Here is a 16764-nt window from a genome sequence, read left to right on the forward strand (position 1 = left end):
CCATTTAAAACCGGGGACCTTAGAAATAGATTTTAAAACATAAACAACCTTAATTAGCCAATAAGCCTTATTTATCTTCAATAATCAATTTTAACAGGACAACAGTGAATTTATTTCAGCATCTATCTTGTTTTAAGACCCTGAAATAAATTCAGGGTGACGACTCATCAGAAAATTCTAGTATTTCTCCAAAGCGGCTTTAACCTTCTCCATCAGCCACATTGGTGTAGATGTAGCACCGCAGATACCAACTTTATCGTTTTCATTAAACCAAGTTTGATCTAACTCTTCAACATTAGAAATGAAATAAGAATTATCGTTATGTTTTTTACAAACATCGTAGAGCACTTTACCGTTAGACGATTTCTTGCCCGATACAAAAACGATTTTATCATAATGACTTACAAAATCTTCCAGCTCTTCGTAACGGTTAGATACTTGCCTACAAATGGTATCGTTAGCCTTAACTTCATAACCACGGCTCAATAACTCATCTTTAATGTGATAGAATTTATCGGTGCTTTTGGTGGTTTGGCTGTATAAAGTAAACTTAGCAGGCAATTCTACATTGTCCAGTTCAGCTAAATCCTGAAAAACAATCGCCTTACCATCGGTTTGTCCTTGTAGCCCGATCACTTCTGCATGACCATGTTTACCAAAAATAAGTACTTGCTCATCATCGTCATGCGAATTTTTAATCCTGTTCTGTAATTTCAGCACAACGGGACATGAAGCATCTATTAAAGTCAGGTTATTTTCTAAAGCCAGTTGATAGGTTGAGGGCGCCTCACCATGGGCCCTGATTAAAACCTTTTCGTCCCTTAAATTTTTTAATACTTCGTGATCGATGATTTTCAATCCCCGATTGGTTAAACGCTCTACTTCTTCATCGTTATGCACAATATCGCCGAGGCAATATAAATAACCTTCGTTATCCAGAATATCTTCAGCCATTTCTATGGCATATACTACGCCAAAGCAAAAGCCTGATGATTTATCGATGTTGACCTGTAAGTTTAAATTGCTCATTTTTTCTTAGGATTAGTTATTTATCGTGGTAATGTCCCTTTGCAGAAATTACAAATACAGTAATAATCTCTTCATCGATTCTATAGACTAACCTATCTTTTTTATTTATTTGTCTTGACCAATAGCCTGAAAATCCAAATTTTAATTTTTCAGGTTTACCTATGCCTGATGCCGGATGAATGCTTAACTCTATAAAAATTTGCTGGAGTTTTTTAATGGAAGCTTTATCTCCTGATTTAAGTATTTCAGCCAATTGTCTTTTAGCTTGATCCGTAATGTCTACAAAATACTTTTCCATATATTCTGAACATCCTTAACCCTTGTTAAACGTCCATTTTTCACATCATCCTCCCCTTTAACTATTTCATTTATAAATTCAGGGCTATAGCTTTTTTCTTTTTTAAAAGTTACATTCAACGCCTGTAACACAGCCTCAACTGCCAAAAGTTGCTTTTTATTTTTAGGCTGTACGATTAGTGTTTCCATGCTATAAAATTAATTAAAATAGTATCACAAAATTAAGCAAAAATATTTGTTCCAGTTGTCATGTATAAGACAACAAAAAAGATTAGCTGCGAAGCAAACATAGTAGCGCCAATATATTTTTGTTGTTTTAAGCCCAAAGCATAGTAAAACTTTAACAATATTACCGAAACAATAAACCAGGCCACATAATTCTGAACAGGGATTTCATGCCAGTCCCACTGCCAGTAATTAAATTTCATGGCTACTGGTTCCAAAAAGAAATCGAACACTACCAGTGTAAAAGCACCAAGAACCGAAGCCAAAATACTATGCCTGATTTTCATACTTTTCATCATTTGCCCAACACTGAAAATAAGGATCACCCAATTTACACCCATTAGTAATGGAACTGCAGCAACCTTATACCCCAATGTATCGCCGTAATAATAACTACCAAATATCTTTCCTGTATGCACACCTAATACTTCAACTAAAAAACCACAGAGAAACACACCCGAAACCAGTAACAATAAACGTTTCACATCGGCATTGTACGAAAAAACAATTACTGCAAACATTAGCAACAAATGAAAGGGGACAAGTTTGATAAAATAAGGCTGAGCAGCTGGGATTAAGAAACCAAGCAAGCCAACCACATGAAAAACGACAATTATTGCAACTGCAATCCTTTTAACCTTTAAATCGTTTCGATCGTTCTGCCCTTCCATGTGCTCGTTTTAAAAATATGTTTTTTTATAGAAATGAATGAAATGATTATGAAGAACAACATCTGTAAAGGATGTAAAATCAGGTTTATCAAAACATTTTGTCCCGATAAATAGGAGATCATTATTCTACTTAATACAATTAAAGTTAATGGTAATACAAGTAAAGCAACATTAAAGTTTAAGATTAAAATTACTGGTCCTATAGTTACCAAAAGCTGGTAAAGTAATAATATTATGATGTTATTACCAAAACCTGCCAGTAAATTCTTACTGAAACCATTTAAGCTTCCTCCTAAATTCTTATACATCCTACAATAGATCAGTCCGTTGGCTAAAAGGGCCTCTGCATTAAATTTTTCTTGTTTTACCAACTTCATAATCTCCACATCTTCTACAACCTGGTGTTTAACCCGCTCGTGCCAATGGTTTTCTTTGTAATTATTGGCATTAAAAAACATGCATTGTCCGCTTGCCGCTGCAAATGCCGGATTTTTTGAAAGCTTAACCAAACGCAAAGGCAATAAATTTAGCAGTATAAAATGCATTAAGGGCACCGTTAACCATTCGCCTATCGATTTTATAGTTTGGTTGGTAAAAACGCTTAACAAAGCCAGACCTCCAATTTCCATCCGGTTGATTAGGCTATTAATCAACCCTCTTTTTATCGATTCATCGGCATCAATAAACAATAGATATTTCCCTGTAGCCAATTCGCTGAGCTGATGACATGCATAATTTTTTCCAAGCCAGTTTTTCGGGAGTTCTTTTCCTTGTACAATTTTAAATTGCGGATTCGTAAGGCAAAAGTTTTCTACTACGGAGAAAGTACTGTCGTTGCTGTTATCATCTAACACAATAACTTCATAATCGATATAGTCCTGATTTTTTATCGAGACAAGCAATTCAATTATATCCTCTTCTTCATTTCTAGCGGGGATTAGGATCGAAACTTTATCATGATAGTGTTTAACTACTCTCGGCAGTTTAGGGTTAGAAAGGAAATTGAAAACGGTAACCGAAAACCGGATGACCAGGAAAATTAAAACGGCGTAAATAAAAATTGTCATTCAATTAGCTGATTTTGTTTAATAACCGATTGATCGTAATGTTTATTATAAGCGCTTTTTAGTAATTGTAAACTTACATATTCTTCATTCTCCCAGTGTTGTAAATAAGTATAAGCGGAGGGCTTTCTTTTTGCAAAATAATCAATAAAGGTTGCGGCAAAAATGATATTGATTTTTTTCTGACTGGCATTAATCATTTGCATCACTCCCTTTTCGAAACTGATATTTTTTAGATGGTTAGAATATAATTTACCCTGGGGGAATACAAGTACCAAATTTGCGGGGTTATCTAACAGTTTTCCTGCATAATTAAGGGTTTCCAAAACATCTTTACTTTTATTTTCGGCAGCAAAAGCACCAAGATACTTTAGAAAACCAACTTTAGTATAGTTTTCGGCATTCACTAAAACATGGAATTGCTTCTTAAATACTTTTTTATTGATGTAAAAGAGGAAAAAACCATCCCACCAGCTAAAATGATTGGCCAAAATCAAAATGGCAGTATCTTGTTTAATTCCCACCTCACCATATTTAAAAGCCGAAAAATCTTTTTTGATGATAAATTGGATGTACCAGGAGAAAAAGCGAAAGATCAAATTATTTTTTCTAGGCTGATACATTTCGGGAAATTGCAAAAAATTGGGGTTAATTGCAAATTTTACGGCATTTATAGACCTCGCTTGTAAAAGTAATATAGAATTTTTAATATCCTGTGCAAAGATTTCTCCACTACGGAAATGACGAATCACACGAATGGTTTACTTCGATTAAAGATAGCTCTTGTTCATCCTACAACTTCCATTTTACATCCATCTTAGCTCAAATAAACGCGATCTTCTTCACCTTCCACATCCATTACCACATCTACATGTTCTTTTAAGATGGTAGCCAGTTCAAGGCCAACAAAATCGGTGGCAATAGGAAAAATTTTATGGCTTCGATCAACTAAAACCACGGTGCGGATTTTTTTATGCGGCGTATTTAAGAAAACGCCCAAACCATAAGCAAGGGTTTTACCGCTGTTCAATACATCATCAACAATAATGATCACTTTGTTTTTCCAATGGCTTTCATCCAGATCTGTTGAAGCAACCAATTTGCTGCTTTCCTTTTGCAGGTCGATACGCAGTAAGGTGAGTTTAAAGCCTGAGATCTTTTTAAGCACTTTTTCTAACCTTAGCGCTAATTTGTAACCACGGTCCCAAATACCTGCAAGCACCACTTCTTTCTCATTCAGGTTATCTTCTAAAATCTGATAAGCGATACGGTCTATTTTCTGCTGAATTTGTTTCTTGTTAAGAATAAGTAATTGCGATGCCATTGTATAAAAAGGATTGAATACAAAAAGAACGATTTTAAGAATGAAATTCAAACTATTTGAAAAATAATTTCGATTGTTTGCAACGTTTTCACCAGAGATGCGTCTAATCTATAACCAAAACACAAAATCGAAGCCCTTGTTTCACAAATACAGCGTAATGGTAGCTTCAGAATCATTTAACGAAAAAATAACTATGAAAATCCTTATCAAATCATCAGCCATTTTGTTTATAGTGGTAACCAGCTATATGGCTAAAGCACAAGAAACTAAAAGTTTCACGGTTAAAAACTTCAACAGCATTGGGGTAAGTAGCGGAATTGACTTATACTTAACCCAGGGAGGCAGTGAAAGTGTGAGTATAAAATCAGATTCAGAAACATTGAAAGATATCATTGTTGAGCAAAGCGGCAGCAATGTTACCATAAAATTTAAAAACGGCATCGACTGGAGCGGTATGTTTAAAAACCGTACCATTAAAGCTTATGTAAGTTTTAAAACCCTAAATGCACTTGCAGCATCAGGAGGTTCGGATGTTTTTACACAAAACCAGATCAAGACAGATAAACTAGCCATTCGCTCTTCTGGCGGATCGGATTTAAAACTTACAATTGTTTGCAACGATTTATCTATTCAATCAAGTGGGGGCAGCGATCTCGATTTAAAAGGCAAAGCAGAAAATATGACCATCCAATCTAGTGGTGGTAGCGATATCGATGCTTATGGATTAATTACAGATTATGCAAAGGTTCAGGCTTCCGGTGGCTCTGATGTAAATCTTTACGTAAATAAAGGTTTAGAGGCCAGTGCAAGTGGCGGTGGTGATGTTAGTTATAAAGGAAATGCTTCACTCAAGAAAACATCAAGCTCAAAAAGTGGAGATGTGCACCACGTAAATTAAAAGTTTAGTTTAGTTAATAATACGCGCTGCTTTGTGGATGCAAAGCGGCGTTTTTTATTCGGTGATTGCACAGATTAATAGATTACACAGATTCTGATCATTATTGGCTATAGCAAGAAACCTGCAGCCTTGCTATCCTCTATCTTTTTCTGTACGGGTAGTAAATAAAGTTGGCCCCCTCTGGAACAATAACGAATACGCACATAAAATCTTCTGGTTTTTTATAAACCTTTAAGAAGGATTCCTTTTTCTCCTTGCTGATGATTCCTTTTTCTACAAATTCCTCCAATGTAGAGGCCTGTATTGTCCAATCGGTGTTAAGCTCTTCTTTATTTAAGATAAGTTCGCCAATGTTTACTTCATGTTGGTGTGCAATAAAAATTGGGTAAGCAGAAATACCTTCAACCATAATCTCAATTGCAACTTCTTTAATCGCATCAGCATAAAACTCCAGGTCCTTTTCTAAACTTACCAGCGGGCTCTCCTGCTTTTTTTTTGGTGTTCCGTTCTCTTCGGGCGTTGCGCCTAATAATTCTTCTCTATCCATTTCAAGGTAAAAGGTTTATGGTTTAAGGTATAGGTTTTTTAATATGACAACATTTGATTTTAAGGTTATAGCCTTAAACCTTTTGCTTTACGCCTTCAACCTTAATAATACTACATTTTCTACGTGTTGCGTATGCGGAAACATATCTACAGGTTTAATGCGCTCCACATCATATTTCTCTTTTAATAACTCTAAGTCTCTTGCCTGAGTAGCCGCATTACAGCTTACATAAACAATTTTTTCAGATTCCATCTCCAGCAATCTTTGTACTACATCTGCATGCATACCAGCGCGTGGCGGATCGGTAATAACTACATCTGGTTTACCATGGGCCAGAATAAATTCTGAAGTGAGAATATCTTTCATATCTCCAGCATAGAAAATTGTATTATCGATCCCGTTCAGTTCAGAATTGAATTTAGCATCTTCAATAGCGGTTGGCACATATTCTACCCCTACCACCTGCTTCACGTTTTTGGCAATAAAATTTGCAATAGTTCCTGCTCCGGTATATAAATCATAAACCAGTTCATCACCTTTAAATCCTGCAAAATCCCTGGTGATTTTATATAATTCGAAGGCTTGTTCAGAGTTGGTCTGATAAAAAGATTTCACGCCAATTTTAAAACGGATACCATCCATTTCTTCAAAAATATGATCGCGGCCAGAGAAAACCACTACATCCTGATCGAAAATAGTGTCATTCTTTTTTTGGTTAATGATATACAGTAAAGAAGTAATCTGTGGAAATTCATTTTTAAGAAAAGCCATCAAACCATCAACCTGTGTTTGTTCTGGATAAGCAAATACCACCGCAACCATTACCTCACCTGTGCTAGAAGTACGGATAATGAGGTTACGCAAAACACCTTCATGGTTACGCAGGTCGTAAAACGACAAATCATTTTCTAAAGCATATTTACGAACAGTGTTTCTAATCGAATTAGAAGGTTCATCCTGTAGATAACAGTGCTCGATATCTAAAATTTTATCGAAACGCAATGGTACGTGAAAACCCAGCGCGTTCATATCAAAATCTTCATCGCGCTCTACATCGGTTTTTTCTAACCAACGTTTGTTAGAAAATGTAAATTCGAGTTTATTGCGGTAATATCTGTTTTTTTCTGAGCCTAAAATCGGTTCAGTTCCTGAGGTATCTATTTTACCTAAGCGCTGTAAAGCCGCCTCAACATTTTTCTGCTTAAACTTTAATTGAGCATCGTAACCCATATGCTGCCATTTACAACCGCCACAGGTTCCGAAATGAGGACAAAAAGGATCTGTACGCAACGCTGATTTTTCATGAAGCTGATCGATAATTGCTTCAGCAAAATTCTTTTTCTTTTTGGTCAACCGAACATCCACCACATCACCAGGAACGGCTTTATCAACAAAAATGACCAATTCGTCAGCTTTGCCAACACCTTTTCCTTCTTCAGCAATATCGATTATATGTACGTTTGGAACAATAGTTACCGTACCAGGTTTTCTTCTACTCATTATTTTGCAAATATAGAAAAAAGAGGTTAAAGGTTAAGAGCAGAAAGGTAGAGGGTTAAAAAACCAATTAGTCAAAAGATTGGCCATAATCATCCTACTCGAACAAGAACTGTCCGGCAATGAAAACCCTGATTTTAAAAATTATTTTCCAAAAAATTTAAATGCTGCACCCCAAAAGCCATCTAACCAGTTAAATTTTAGGTCAAATTTTTCATCTACCAGTACAGAAAACTCTAATATTTCTTTGCTCATGATAAAAAACCTATCTATTTAAGCAATAATACTAATTTTATACCAAAAACCAAAACGGTATAAATTAATTTTATGTTAATTTTAGGTGTCGATCAAAAACTACTACTTATGCTGCCAACATCTCCCCCCACCCGCAACTACACGTTTACAATATCCTCCTGTTTTATTTTTGGCTCCACAAACTGAAGAGACTGGGGCAGTACTTCCTCCAGTTCCGCTCCCTGTTCCCGTAGCGATGTAATTACCAAAACTTGCAACACCGTTACCTAACTTGGTGTTATACGATATTTCAGCAAAATTATACCCAAGAGTACCATAAACTACTTCATCATTCCTTAAAATATACGCCTGAATATTTTGTGCGCTTGACAAACTTGTTTTAATTGATAGTTTTAAATCAAAAGAAACATTAGAACTAATTTTATAAGCCCATTTGCCACTATTATTTCTTATGGTTTTATTCTGATTATACATATCAGCATAAGAAATATCGCAGTAATCGCATGTAACCTCATAGCTAAATTCGATTGGAACTACAGGTACTTCTGTTTTTTTATCAACTGTTTTCTTACAAGAAAATATAAATATGGTGGCAATAACTATATACAAGCTGTTAAATGAGCCGATTCTATTCTTTTTCAAATTCTTAAGCATAAAGGTAAATTTTGTGATATTTTAATATTGTCTTGCACAAACATCAGAATAGAAAGTGACATCCGATTACGGCTTTCCGTATCACCTAAATTTTAATCAGCATGATATTAAAAAACTAAATAGCCAAGCGTTTATTATCAATTGATTTTCAAACCTTTATTTGATAACTAAATAAAAATCCGTAACTTAAAGTATCATTCACATAAAAATGGAGGTTCATTATGAACGTTATCCGTAAAATTGAACATTGGGGAGATGTTCATCACTCAAAATGGCTAGATTATCTTCGGATTATACTTGGCCTGATCATTTTTGGAAAAGGTGTTTCTTTCATTAGCGACACTTCGATTCTTCAGAACATGATTACACAAAACAACGTATTTGGTTTCTCGGGCATGCTTATCAGTGTCGCCATTCATGTTGTTGCATTTGCGCATTTGGTTGGGGGTGTTTTAATTACTTTAGGCTTAGTTACCCGCTTTGCCGTTGTAATTCAGATTCCAATCTTATTGTTTGCGGTGTTTTTTGTTAACCTTACGCCGGGCTTCTCCACACCGAATTCGGAATTGTGGTTTTCGGTACTGGTACTCTTTCTGCTCATCATGTTTTGGGTAGTAGGTTCAGGCCCGTTATCGGTTGATGAAGGATTGAAACACAAAAAGGGAAGACGTTACGCGTAGCTCATAAGTTTTAGCATGAATGAATGCAGCGGCAAAGCTATGGCTCCGCCCTGCATTGTAAAGGTGTCATTACCCGCATAAATAACAAAGCTACTACTGGGTTTTACTTCTTGACAAGCAAAGTAAAAGCCCTTTGATAATGAAGGCGCAGAACTTCTTTTAATTTCTATTGCCCATTTTTCGGCACTTGAAAACTCTAGAATTAAATCTATTTCTGCACCTCCAGGTGTTCCATAGTAGTAAGTTTGCACTCCTGATGGAATTACAGACATAATATTTTCAATCACAAAACCTTCCCAACTTCCACCTACTACCGGATGGCCAAGTAGTTCATTATAACTTTTTATATTGAGCAAGGCATGAGTAAGGCCGCTATCTCTTACATATATTTTTGGTGATCGTACAAGACGTTTCCCAACATTAACGGTATATGGCTTTAGTCGTCTAACTAATAATAAATCTACCATCAAGTCTAAATACCTGGCTATAGTTACTCCTGTAACCTCGATATTGCGGGCCAAATGGGCTGCGTTTAACACACTACCTTGATTGTGGGCAAGCATTGTCCAAAAACGTTCGAGCGTTTCTGCAGGAATACGTGGCCCCAATTGCGGGATGTCCCTTTCTAAATATGTTTTGATAAAGTCCCTCCTCCATATCAAACTATTTTTCTCCGATGCAGCTAATAAACTCTCCGGAAATCCACCTCTCAACCAAAGGTCGTTAACCTTAGCTAAATCCTCTTGTCCATACTCTACAACATTTACAGGAAAAAGCTCCAGATAAGTAATCCTTCCAGCTAACGATTCGCTAGATTGTTTTAACAAATCTAAAGATGCCGATCCGAGAAACAGAAATTGTCCGGTCTTATTCCCTCTTCTACGCTCTTTATCCACAATCCCTCTTATTTGCGAAAATATTTCAGGCAAACGTTGAACTTCATCAAGAATTAAGAGTAACTCTTTGTTATTTTGATGAAAAGCAGTGATATCTCTAACTTTTTCTCGATCTAACCGGTCCTCAAGATCTACATATATAGACTTAACGTCATCAATAAGGCTAATGGCCAATGTAGTTTTACCTATTTGACGGGGGCCTAACAGCACCACAACAGGGCTACGTTGTAACGCTTCTTTAAGCACTGGTTCTAAATTTCGGAGGATCATGTATGCAAATATAACATACAATATTATATTTGCATACATAATTACCTGTTTAAATTGATAAAAGATTCAAAAGCTATTATTAACTTTCGCTTTTACTAACGATCATGAAAACGAAGATACTTTTTGTACTGCTTTTTGCGGGACTGGGATGTTATGCACAAAATTCGACGGAAGAATATTTTAAGCTAACGCGAGCCGGATTCACCGAAAAAAATGCCTACGAAACAACTGCTTTTGTAGAAAAATACTTCCGTGTACCTGGCAATACAGGCTTTAATGCCAGTATCCATTATGTAGAAAGCATCCTTAAAAAGGCTGGTTTTGTAAAACAGGAGCAGAATGAGTTCGAAGCTCCTTTAACTTATCGCATCGAAAAAAGAGCGATGAAAAACAATACCTGGGAACCTGTTGATGCCAATATAGATATTGTTGGCGAATCTCAACCGCTTATTTCTTATAAAACTAACCGCAACATGATTCCGATCAATTGCGGATCAACAGCTGCAGGTGGTGTTACAGCTAGTGTGGTTTACATCGCCAACGTATTACCTGCTGAAATAGAAAAAATGGATTTAAAAGGGAAAATCCTATTTTCTGAGAACAGCCCGTCGCGGCTACTTCAAATAGCCACAAAAGCAGGAGCCATTGGCGTGTTGGGTTATTCGATGCCAAAATATACCCTACCAGAGGTACACCAAACTTCTATCCAGTTCGGCAGCATGAAAGCCAATAGCGAAGTATGGACATTGCTTTTATCTTATGCCGCCAAAGAAAAATTAAAAGCAGTCTGCTCAAAAGGCGAAACCAAATTGAAGGTGAATATTCAGACCAAAATTTATCCTTCCGAAGAATTAACCATAGTAGCAAATGTTAGAGGCAGTGTAAATCCTAATGAACGTTTTGTGTTCAGTGCCCATGTTCAGGAGCCTGGTGCAAACGATAATGCAAGCGGCGTTGGCACATTAGCCGAAATGGCAAGATTAACAGCAGCATTATATCAAGCAAAAAAGATAAGCCCGAAGCGTACCTTAACCTTTTTATGGGGCGACGAAATTGTATCAACAAGAAGATATATTACCGAAGATACCACCCGGGCCAAAGACATTATGTGGGGAATGAGTTTGGATATGGTTGGCGAGGACACTAAAAAAACCGGTGGCTCATTCCTGATTGAAAAAATGCCTGATCCATCGGCCATCTGGACAAGGGGAACTGATAAACATACCGAATGGGGCGCGGGCGATGTTACTGAGAAAGGTCTTTTCCCACATTATTTTAACGATTTCATCTTCGATATCTGCAAAGCACAGGGCAAATTTGCCAACTGGACGGTTAATTACAATCCGTTCGAAGGCGGTAGCGACCACACGCCATTCTTGCAAAATAAAATTCCAGGATTACTGATGTGGCACTTTACCGATGTGTTTTACCATACGGATAATGACAGGATTGATAAAGTTTCGCCAACAGAAATGAAAAATGTAGGGATAAGTGGATTGACTGCGGCTTATACTCTGATTTCGGCAGATGAAAATACTGCTATAGCTACTGTTTCGCAAGTTAAAGCAGACGCTTTAACCCGCTTAAAAACTGAATTTGAACTGAGCAAAAAAGCCATCGCCGAAGGAAAAGAGGTTACTGATGAAAAACACATTGTTGAAGTTTGGTGCAAATGGTATGTAGATGCACTGGCAACGATTAAGGAAATGCCAGTAAAATCTGAAACTACAAGAGTGGGATCGGCCATTAAGTTTGCCACTGGCGAAATCGAAAAACAAACAAAAGTGTATTTAGCCGAATTGAAGTAAGTTAGTTTTTATGGTTGATCAAATTAATAACTACTTTAACCATCATCTCTTTTTCTTTAGGATCACTTTCTGCAATAAGTAATGTAAGCGCAACCAGCGCATTATCGGCAATTCTTTTTGTACCATCTTCGCGGTAGAGCATTTTATTTTTATCCAGAAACCAAACAAATAAAAAGGCAGCGATCCGTTTATTTCCGTCAGAAAATGAATGATTTTTTACTACGAAATATAATAGATTGGCCGCTTTTTCTTCCATACTCGGAAAGCTCTTCTCCATCAAATGTTTGATAAATGGTATATAATGAACTTTTAAATGATTGGTCTTTTTCATTTCCAAAGAGTTTGCTTCCTCCAAATTTCACCCTCAAATCATCTATGGCTTCAAGTGCAGAATCATAATCTATTTTGAAATCGCCCCTATGGCCAGAAACTTCATTTTCTAGCTGCTGATGGTCATAACGATCAAGAACATCTAAAGCATAAACATAATCTGTAAGAATTTTAAAGGTATCCTTTAGCTCATCATGATTAAGCAAGTGGTTATTTTGAACAGCACCGACCAACTTAATCGCCTGCTTTAATTCTTTAAGTTGCTGACTTTGCTCTTGTAATTTTTTATGATTTAAGGCATACCCATTTATCAGATAATCTCTTAAAATCTGATTGGCCCATATACGGAATTTTGTTCCCTCAACCGATTTTACCCGATAGCCAACTGATATAATCACATCTAAAGAATAAAATTCGATTTCTCTGCTAACTGATCTATCGCCTTCTTTTTGAACTGTCAAGGATTTCTTGACAGTTGAACTTTTGTCTAGTTCATTTTCATTAAATATATTCTTAATGTGGAGACTTATATTCTGTTTAGTTTTATTGAAAAGCTGTTGCATCTGCTGCTGAGTAAGCCAAACAGTATCATTACCGAAAACCACTTCTATTGCCGGCAATCCCTCCTCATTTTTATAAATTATAATTTCATCCTTAGTCATTGCCTTAAGTTAGTAAAATATTTATTCTATTTTCGCACTATGCCTAAACCAAAAGCGATAATTATCGGAGCAGGAATTGCGGGAATTGCATCTGCTATCCGCCTTGCAATTAAAGGTTATGAAGTTGATGTTTTCGAAGCTGGCTCTAAACCCGGAGGCAAACTGGGTGAAATAGAAATGAATGGTTTCAGGTTCGATACCGGTCCAAGTCTTTTTACCATGCCGCAATATGTGGATGAACTTTTTGAACTGGCTGGTAAAAACCCTGAGGATTATTTTAAATACATTAAACTAAAAGAAGTTTGCCGTTACTTTTACGAAGATGGTTTAAGGCTAAACGCCACCTCCGATCTTGATAAATTTGCTAAAGAAATAGAAGAGAAAACCAATTCAACCGCAGCAGAAGTCAAGCGATATTTAAAACAAAGCGAGACAATCTACGAGGTTACTCATCGCGTTTTTTTAGAAAGAAGTTTGCACAAACTTAAAAGCTACCTCCATTGGGATACCTTAAAATCGATATTCCGCTTTGGCCAGATTGATGCTTTTAGAACACAGGCAAAAGCAAACCGAGCGTTCTTTAAGGATGATAGAATAGCACAACTTTTTAACCGATATGCCACCTATAATGGTTCCGATCCCTATCAGGCACCGGCCACATTGAATATAATTCCACATTTCGAGTACGGCTATGGAGCCTTTCTTCCAAAGAACGGGATGTACAGTATCGTTACTGCCTTAGTAAAATTGGCTGAAGAGTTAGGAATAAGATTTCATTACAACCAAAAAGCTGAAGAAATTATATATTCTAATGAACCTAAACCCAAAGTACAGGGCGTAAAAGTTAATGATAAAACCTATAAGGCCGATGTTGTTGTTTCAAACCTAGACATCTGGTTTACTTATAAAAATTTGCTTAAAGCCATACCCAAACCTAAAAAGCTCTTAAATCAGGAGCGCAGCAGTTCAGCATTAATATTTTACTGGGGAATGGATGGGAATTACAGTGATTTAGGTTTACACAATATTTTCTTTACTGAAGATTATCAAAAGGAATTTAATGCCATCTGGAAAGATAAAACCATTTGCGAAGATCCTACAGTATACATCAACATCAGCAGTAAACATATCAGGGGTGATGCACCTGCAGACAGTGAAAACTGGTTTGTAATGATAAACGTTCCGGCTAATAACGGTCAAAACTGGGATGTGTTGATTAAAGAAGCCAAGATAAATATTATCAAAAAGATCAGCCGTTTGTTAAACAGAAATATTGAAAAAGACATTATTTGTGAACAGATCTTAGATCCAAGATCCATAGAAAGCAAAACAGGATCGTATCAGGGTTCTCTGTACGGTAACAGTTCAAACAACCAGTTTTCTGCCTTTTTAAGGCACTCTAATTTCAGTTCAAAAGTTAAAAATTTATACTTCTGCGGTGGCAGTGTACATCCGGGCGGAGGAATTCCACTTGCTTTGTTATCGGCTAAGATAATTGATGATGATATCAGTTCAGTGGTTGGTCAATAGTTTAATGGTTCATGGTTGATAGCTCACGATATATAGCAGTATTGCTAAAAGCAATTATCGACTATAGACTGAAGACTCCAGACTAAGGACTGCAGGCTAACGACTCCCTTTAAGTGCCTCCTCGAGCTTTTCCCCATCAAGATCAAATGCGTCTACAATTACCTTTGCCTGGGTGTAAAAAGGATCACGTTCCTGAAGCTTTTCTTTGATAAATACTAAAAGCTGCTCATCATCTAAATCTTTAATCAACGGGCGCTTTTGGCGATTATGTAAACGTGAAACCAAAGCAGCAGGTTCCATTTGCAGGTAAACCGTTTCTCCATGTGCATTCATCCATTCCATGTTATCGAAGAAACATGGCAATCCGCCTCCAGTGGCTACCACACAGGTTTCTGGATAATCGAAGGTTTTAAGCATTTCGCTTTCATACTCCCTAAAGCCACTTTCTCCATATTCGGCAAAATATTCGGCAATGCTTTTACCGGTTTTTGAAACAATTTCAGCGTCAAGATCAATCACTGGGCATTCTAAACGATGTGCCAACTGTTTAGCTTTTGTACTTTTGCCGCAGCCCATATATCCGATAAGGAAAATTTTCATGTGTGTTCTATTTAACCAACCTAAAGTAAGTGATCGCGTTTTAACATAATATAATCGGTTACAGGTGGTGTAAAACCTTCTTTTTTTAATAAAGTTACAACCTGTCCGCGATGATAAGTAGAATGATTAAATAAATGAAATAAAATTTCATCTAATCGGTTTTCGTACTGAACACCTTGTGTGTTGCGGTACAAAATCTTTTTATCTAAAGGATAAATACTCAATGCCTCCCTGATCAGTTTAAAATTTTCTAAAGAAAGGGATTCAAAGTCTTCTTTTGGATGGGTATACCAAACACCATAAAGCGGTTTCTTACCAGAAATCCGTTGTGCCCAGATATGCTGCGCATTAAGCACATGACTAAATAAGCGTTCTGCATCCGACAATTCAATTGTTGCTAGTTTAAATATTTCGATAATCCGACCATCAGCAAACTCGGTATAATTGATGATTTCTTCTTCCTGCATCGTTTAACTTAATTTAACCCTTGGATCGACATAAGCATATAAAATATCAACCAGAATGTTGATGACCACAAACACGAAAGCGATAAAAAGAATAGACCCCATCACCACGGGAAAATCAGACATTTCTAAGGCGGTTACCGTTGTTCTTCCTAAGCCATTATAGCCAAAAATATACTCTACAAAAAAGGAACCTGCCAATAAAGAGGCAAACCATCCTGAAATAGCCGTAATTACTGGGTTCATGGCATTCTTTAAAGCGTGTTTATAAATTATAGTATTTCTACTTAAGCCTTTAGCTCTGGCAGTCCTGATATAATCCTGTGCCAAAACATCCAGCATAGCGCTTCTGGTTAACTGCACAATAATAGCCAAAGGCCTTAAACCAAGGGTAATCATCGGCAACCACAAATTTCTTAAGGTTAATACTTCACCATTAAATGGATCGTAAGAATATAAGCTACCGCTCATTTTTAGCCCTGTATAATTGCTCAGCAAAAAGCCGAACAGCCAGGCAATAATAATTCCAGCAAAAAAAGAAGGTGCCGATATACCCAGAATAGCAAATGCATTAGCTGATTTATCGATCCATGAATCTTTATAAACTGCTGAAAGTACCCCTAAAAAGACACCAATTATTGTGGCAAAAATCATTGCTGTTAAAGCCAGGATAAAAGTATTCGGTACTGTTTCCGAAAGTATAGCCGTTACATCGCGTTTGGTCTGGTAAGAACTACGAAGATATGGCCATTTAATCACCAGTGCCTTTTTATCAAAAGCCATCAGTTTTGCGTAATGGTATTTCTGTTGATTGGTGCTATCATTATCCAGAATACTAATTGGCGATAAATCGTTAATGTATAAAACGAACTGGACAGGTTTGGATCGATCTAAACCAAATTCTTTACGAACGGCTTCAAGCGACTGTACATCGGCCCTTTGTCCCATCGTCATCCGTGCAGGGTCGCCAGGCAAAATATTAAACAGCACAAAAACAACCAATATTACACCACCCATTACCAGCAGTCCATACATCAGTTTTTTTAGTGCGTATCCGATCATG

General features: G+C 36.7%; 21 protein-coding genes. 4 read left to right on the forward strand and 17 right to left on the reverse strand.

The annotated features are described in order from the left end of the window. Positions 1-177: 177 nt before the first annotated feature. The 7 genes from HDC90_RS15030 to HDC90_RS15060 all read right to left on the reverse strand — a co-directional run bounded on the left by HDC90_RS15030 (position 178) and on the right by HDC90_RS15060 (position 4610). Positions 178-1029, reverse strand: coding sequence for a 4-hydroxy-3-methylbut-2-enyl diphosphate reductase (locus HDC90_RS15030; RefSeq protein ID WP_184467748.1), 852 nt, complete (start codon positions 1027-1029; stop codon positions 178-180). A gap of 16 nt (positions 1030-1045) precedes the next feature. Beyond that, positions 1046-1327, reverse strand: a complete 282-nt coding sequence (locus tag HDC90_RS15035; RefSeq protein ID WP_184467750.1) for a Txe/YoeB family addiction module toxin — start codon at positions 1325-1327, stop codon at positions 1046-1048. Beyond that, positions 1309-1515 (reverse strand): DUF2683 family protein, encoded by a 207-nt coding sequence (locus HDC90_RS15040; protein WP_184467752.1) that lies wholly within the window; start codon positions 1513-1515, stop codon positions 1309-1311. The genes HDC90_RS15035 and HDC90_RS15040 overlap by 19 nt, the downstream gene beginning before the upstream one ends. A gap of 32 nt (positions 1516-1547) precedes the next feature. Further along, positions 1548-2222: a carotenoid biosynthesis protein gene (locus HDC90_RS15045; protein ID WP_184467755.1), complete on the reverse strand. Its 675-nt coding sequence runs from the start codon at positions 2220-2222 to the stop codon at positions 1548-1550. Further along, positions 2192-3289 carry a glycosyltransferase family 2 protein gene (locus HDC90_RS15050; RefSeq protein ID WP_184467757.1) on the reverse strand — a complete coding sequence of 366 codons (1098 nt, stop codon included), beginning with the start codon at positions 3287-3289 and terminating at the stop codon, positions 2192-2194. The genes HDC90_RS15045 and HDC90_RS15050 overlap by 31 nt, the downstream gene beginning before the upstream one ends. Then, entirely contained in the window at positions 3286-3924 is a 639-nt protein-coding gene (locus HDC90_RS15055; RefSeq protein ID WP_255497689.1) for a 1-acyl-sn-glycerol-3-phosphate acyltransferase, read from the reverse strand. The genes HDC90_RS15050 and HDC90_RS15055 overlap by 4 nt, the downstream gene beginning before the upstream one ends. A gap of 179 nt (positions 3925-4103) precedes the next feature. After that, positions 4104-4610 (reverse strand): phosphoribosyltransferase family protein, encoded by a 507-nt coding sequence (locus HDC90_RS15060; protein ID WP_029275623.1) that lies wholly within the window; start codon positions 4608-4610, stop codon positions 4104-4106. A 193-nt stretch (positions 4611-4803) separates the two neighbouring features. On the opposite strand from HDC90_RS15060, the gene HDC90_RS15065 reads away from it, so the two are divergent. Next, a complete protein-coding gene (locus tag HDC90_RS15065; protein ID WP_184467759.1) occupies positions 4804-5508 on the forward strand; it encodes a head GIN domain-containing protein in 705 nt (234 codons plus the stop codon). A 139-nt stretch (positions 5509-5647) separates the two neighbouring features. Here the strand turns inward: HDC90_RS15065 and HDC90_RS15070 are convergent, their stop codons facing one another. The 4 genes from HDC90_RS15070 to HDC90_RS15085 all read right to left on the reverse strand — a co-directional run bounded on the left by HDC90_RS15070 (position 5648) and on the right by HDC90_RS15085 (position 8461). Further along, positions 5648-6055: a hypothetical protein gene (locus HDC90_RS15070; RefSeq protein ID WP_184467761.1), complete on the reverse strand. Its 408-nt coding sequence runs from the start codon at positions 6053-6055 to the stop codon at positions 5648-5650. Positions 6056-6142: 87 nt separating this feature from the next. Continuing rightward, a complete protein-coding gene (gene rlmD / locus HDC90_RS15075) occupies positions 6143-7555 on the reverse strand; it encodes a 23S rRNA (uracil(1939)-C(5))-methyltransferase RlmD (RefSeq protein WP_184467763.1) in 1413 nt (470 codons plus the stop codon). 141 nt (positions 7556-7696) lie between these two features. Then, positions 7697-7807, reverse strand: coding sequence for a hypothetical protein (locus tag HDC90_RS15080; RefSeq protein WP_029275619.1), 111 nt, complete (start codon positions 7805-7807; stop codon positions 7697-7699). Between the two features lie 102 nt (positions 7808-7909). After that, on the reverse strand, positions 7910-8461 hold the full coding sequence (locus HDC90_RS15085; protein ID WP_184467765.1) for a hypothetical protein: 552 nt from the start codon (positions 8459-8461) through the stop codon (positions 7910-7912). A 221-nt stretch (positions 8462-8682) separates the two neighbouring features. Between HDC90_RS15085 and HDC90_RS15090 the strand changes: the two genes are divergently transcribed. Continuing rightward, positions 8683-9141 carry a DoxX family protein gene (locus HDC90_RS15090; protein ID WP_184467767.1) on the forward strand — a complete coding sequence of 153 codons (459 nt, stop codon included), beginning with the start codon at positions 8683-8685 and terminating at the stop codon, positions 9139-9141. On the opposite strand, the gene HDC90_RS15095 is transcribed toward HDC90_RS15090, so the two are convergent. Then, the gene (locus HDC90_RS15095) at positions 9132-10346 is read right to left on the reverse strand and encodes an ATP-binding protein (protein ID WP_255497690.1); all 1215 of its coding nucleotides are present in this window, start codon (positions 10344-10346) and stop codon (positions 9132-9134) included. The two genes, HDC90_RS15090 and HDC90_RS15095, sit on opposite strands and share 10 nt — an antisense overlap. Positions 10347-10411: 65 nt before the next feature. Between HDC90_RS15095 and HDC90_RS15100 the strand changes: the two genes are divergently transcribed. Then, entirely contained in the window at positions 10412-12115 is a 1704-nt protein-coding gene (locus tag HDC90_RS15100; RefSeq protein WP_184467769.1) for a M28 family peptidase, read from the forward strand. A 1-nt stretch (position 12116) separates the two neighbouring features. Here HDC90_RS15100 and HDC90_RS25750 read toward each other — a convergent pair whose 3' ends face one another. Both HDC90_RS25750 and HDC90_RS15105 read right to left on the reverse strand, forming a co-directional pair. Next, positions 12117-12392 (reverse strand): type II toxin-antitoxin system death-on-curing family toxin, encoded by a 276-nt coding sequence (locus HDC90_RS25750; protein ID WP_370576639.1) that lies wholly within the window; start codon positions 12390-12392, stop codon positions 12117-12119. Next, on the reverse strand, positions 12313-13107 hold the full coding sequence (locus tag HDC90_RS15105) for a virulence RhuM family protein (protein WP_221451863.1): 795 nt from the start codon (positions 13105-13107) through the stop codon (positions 12313-12315). Before HDC90_RS15105 ends, HDC90_RS25750 begins: the two co-directional genes overlap by 80 nt. 39 nt (positions 13108-13146) lie before the next feature. Between HDC90_RS15105 and crtD the strand changes: the two genes are divergently transcribed. Next, a complete protein-coding gene (gene crtD, locus HDC90_RS15110; RefSeq protein WP_184467771.1) occupies positions 13147-14637 on the forward strand; it encodes a 1-hydroxycarotenoid 3,4-desaturase CrtD in 1491 nt (496 codons plus the stop codon). Between the two features lie 96 nt (positions 14638-14733). Here the strand turns inward: crtD and HDC90_RS15115 are convergent, their stop codons facing one another. Genes HDC90_RS15115 through HDC90_RS15125 form a run of 3 tightly spaced genes read right to left on the reverse strand, consistent with a single transcriptional unit; the run spans position 14734 to position 16763 of the window. Continuing rightward, positions 14734-15237, reverse strand: coding sequence for a shikimate kinase (locus tag HDC90_RS15115; protein WP_184467773.1), 504 nt, complete (start codon positions 15235-15237; stop codon positions 14734-14736). Positions 15238-15257: 20 nt separating this feature from the next. Continuing rightward, a complete protein-coding gene (locus HDC90_RS15120) occupies positions 15258-15704 on the reverse strand; it encodes a DinB family protein (protein ID WP_184467775.1) in 447 nt (148 codons plus the stop codon). Positions 15705-15707: 3 nt separating this feature from the next. After that, entirely contained in the window at positions 15708-16763 is a 1056-nt protein-coding gene (locus HDC90_RS15125; protein ID WP_184467777.1) for an ABC transporter permease, read from the reverse strand. Position 16764: the final 1 nt, after the last annotated feature.

It is taken from the genome of Pedobacter sp. AK013, assembly GCF_014205835.1.
In the GTDB taxonomy this organism is placed as follows: domain Bacteria; phylum Bacteroidota; class Bacteroidia; order Sphingobacteriales; family Sphingobacteriaceae; genus Pedobacter.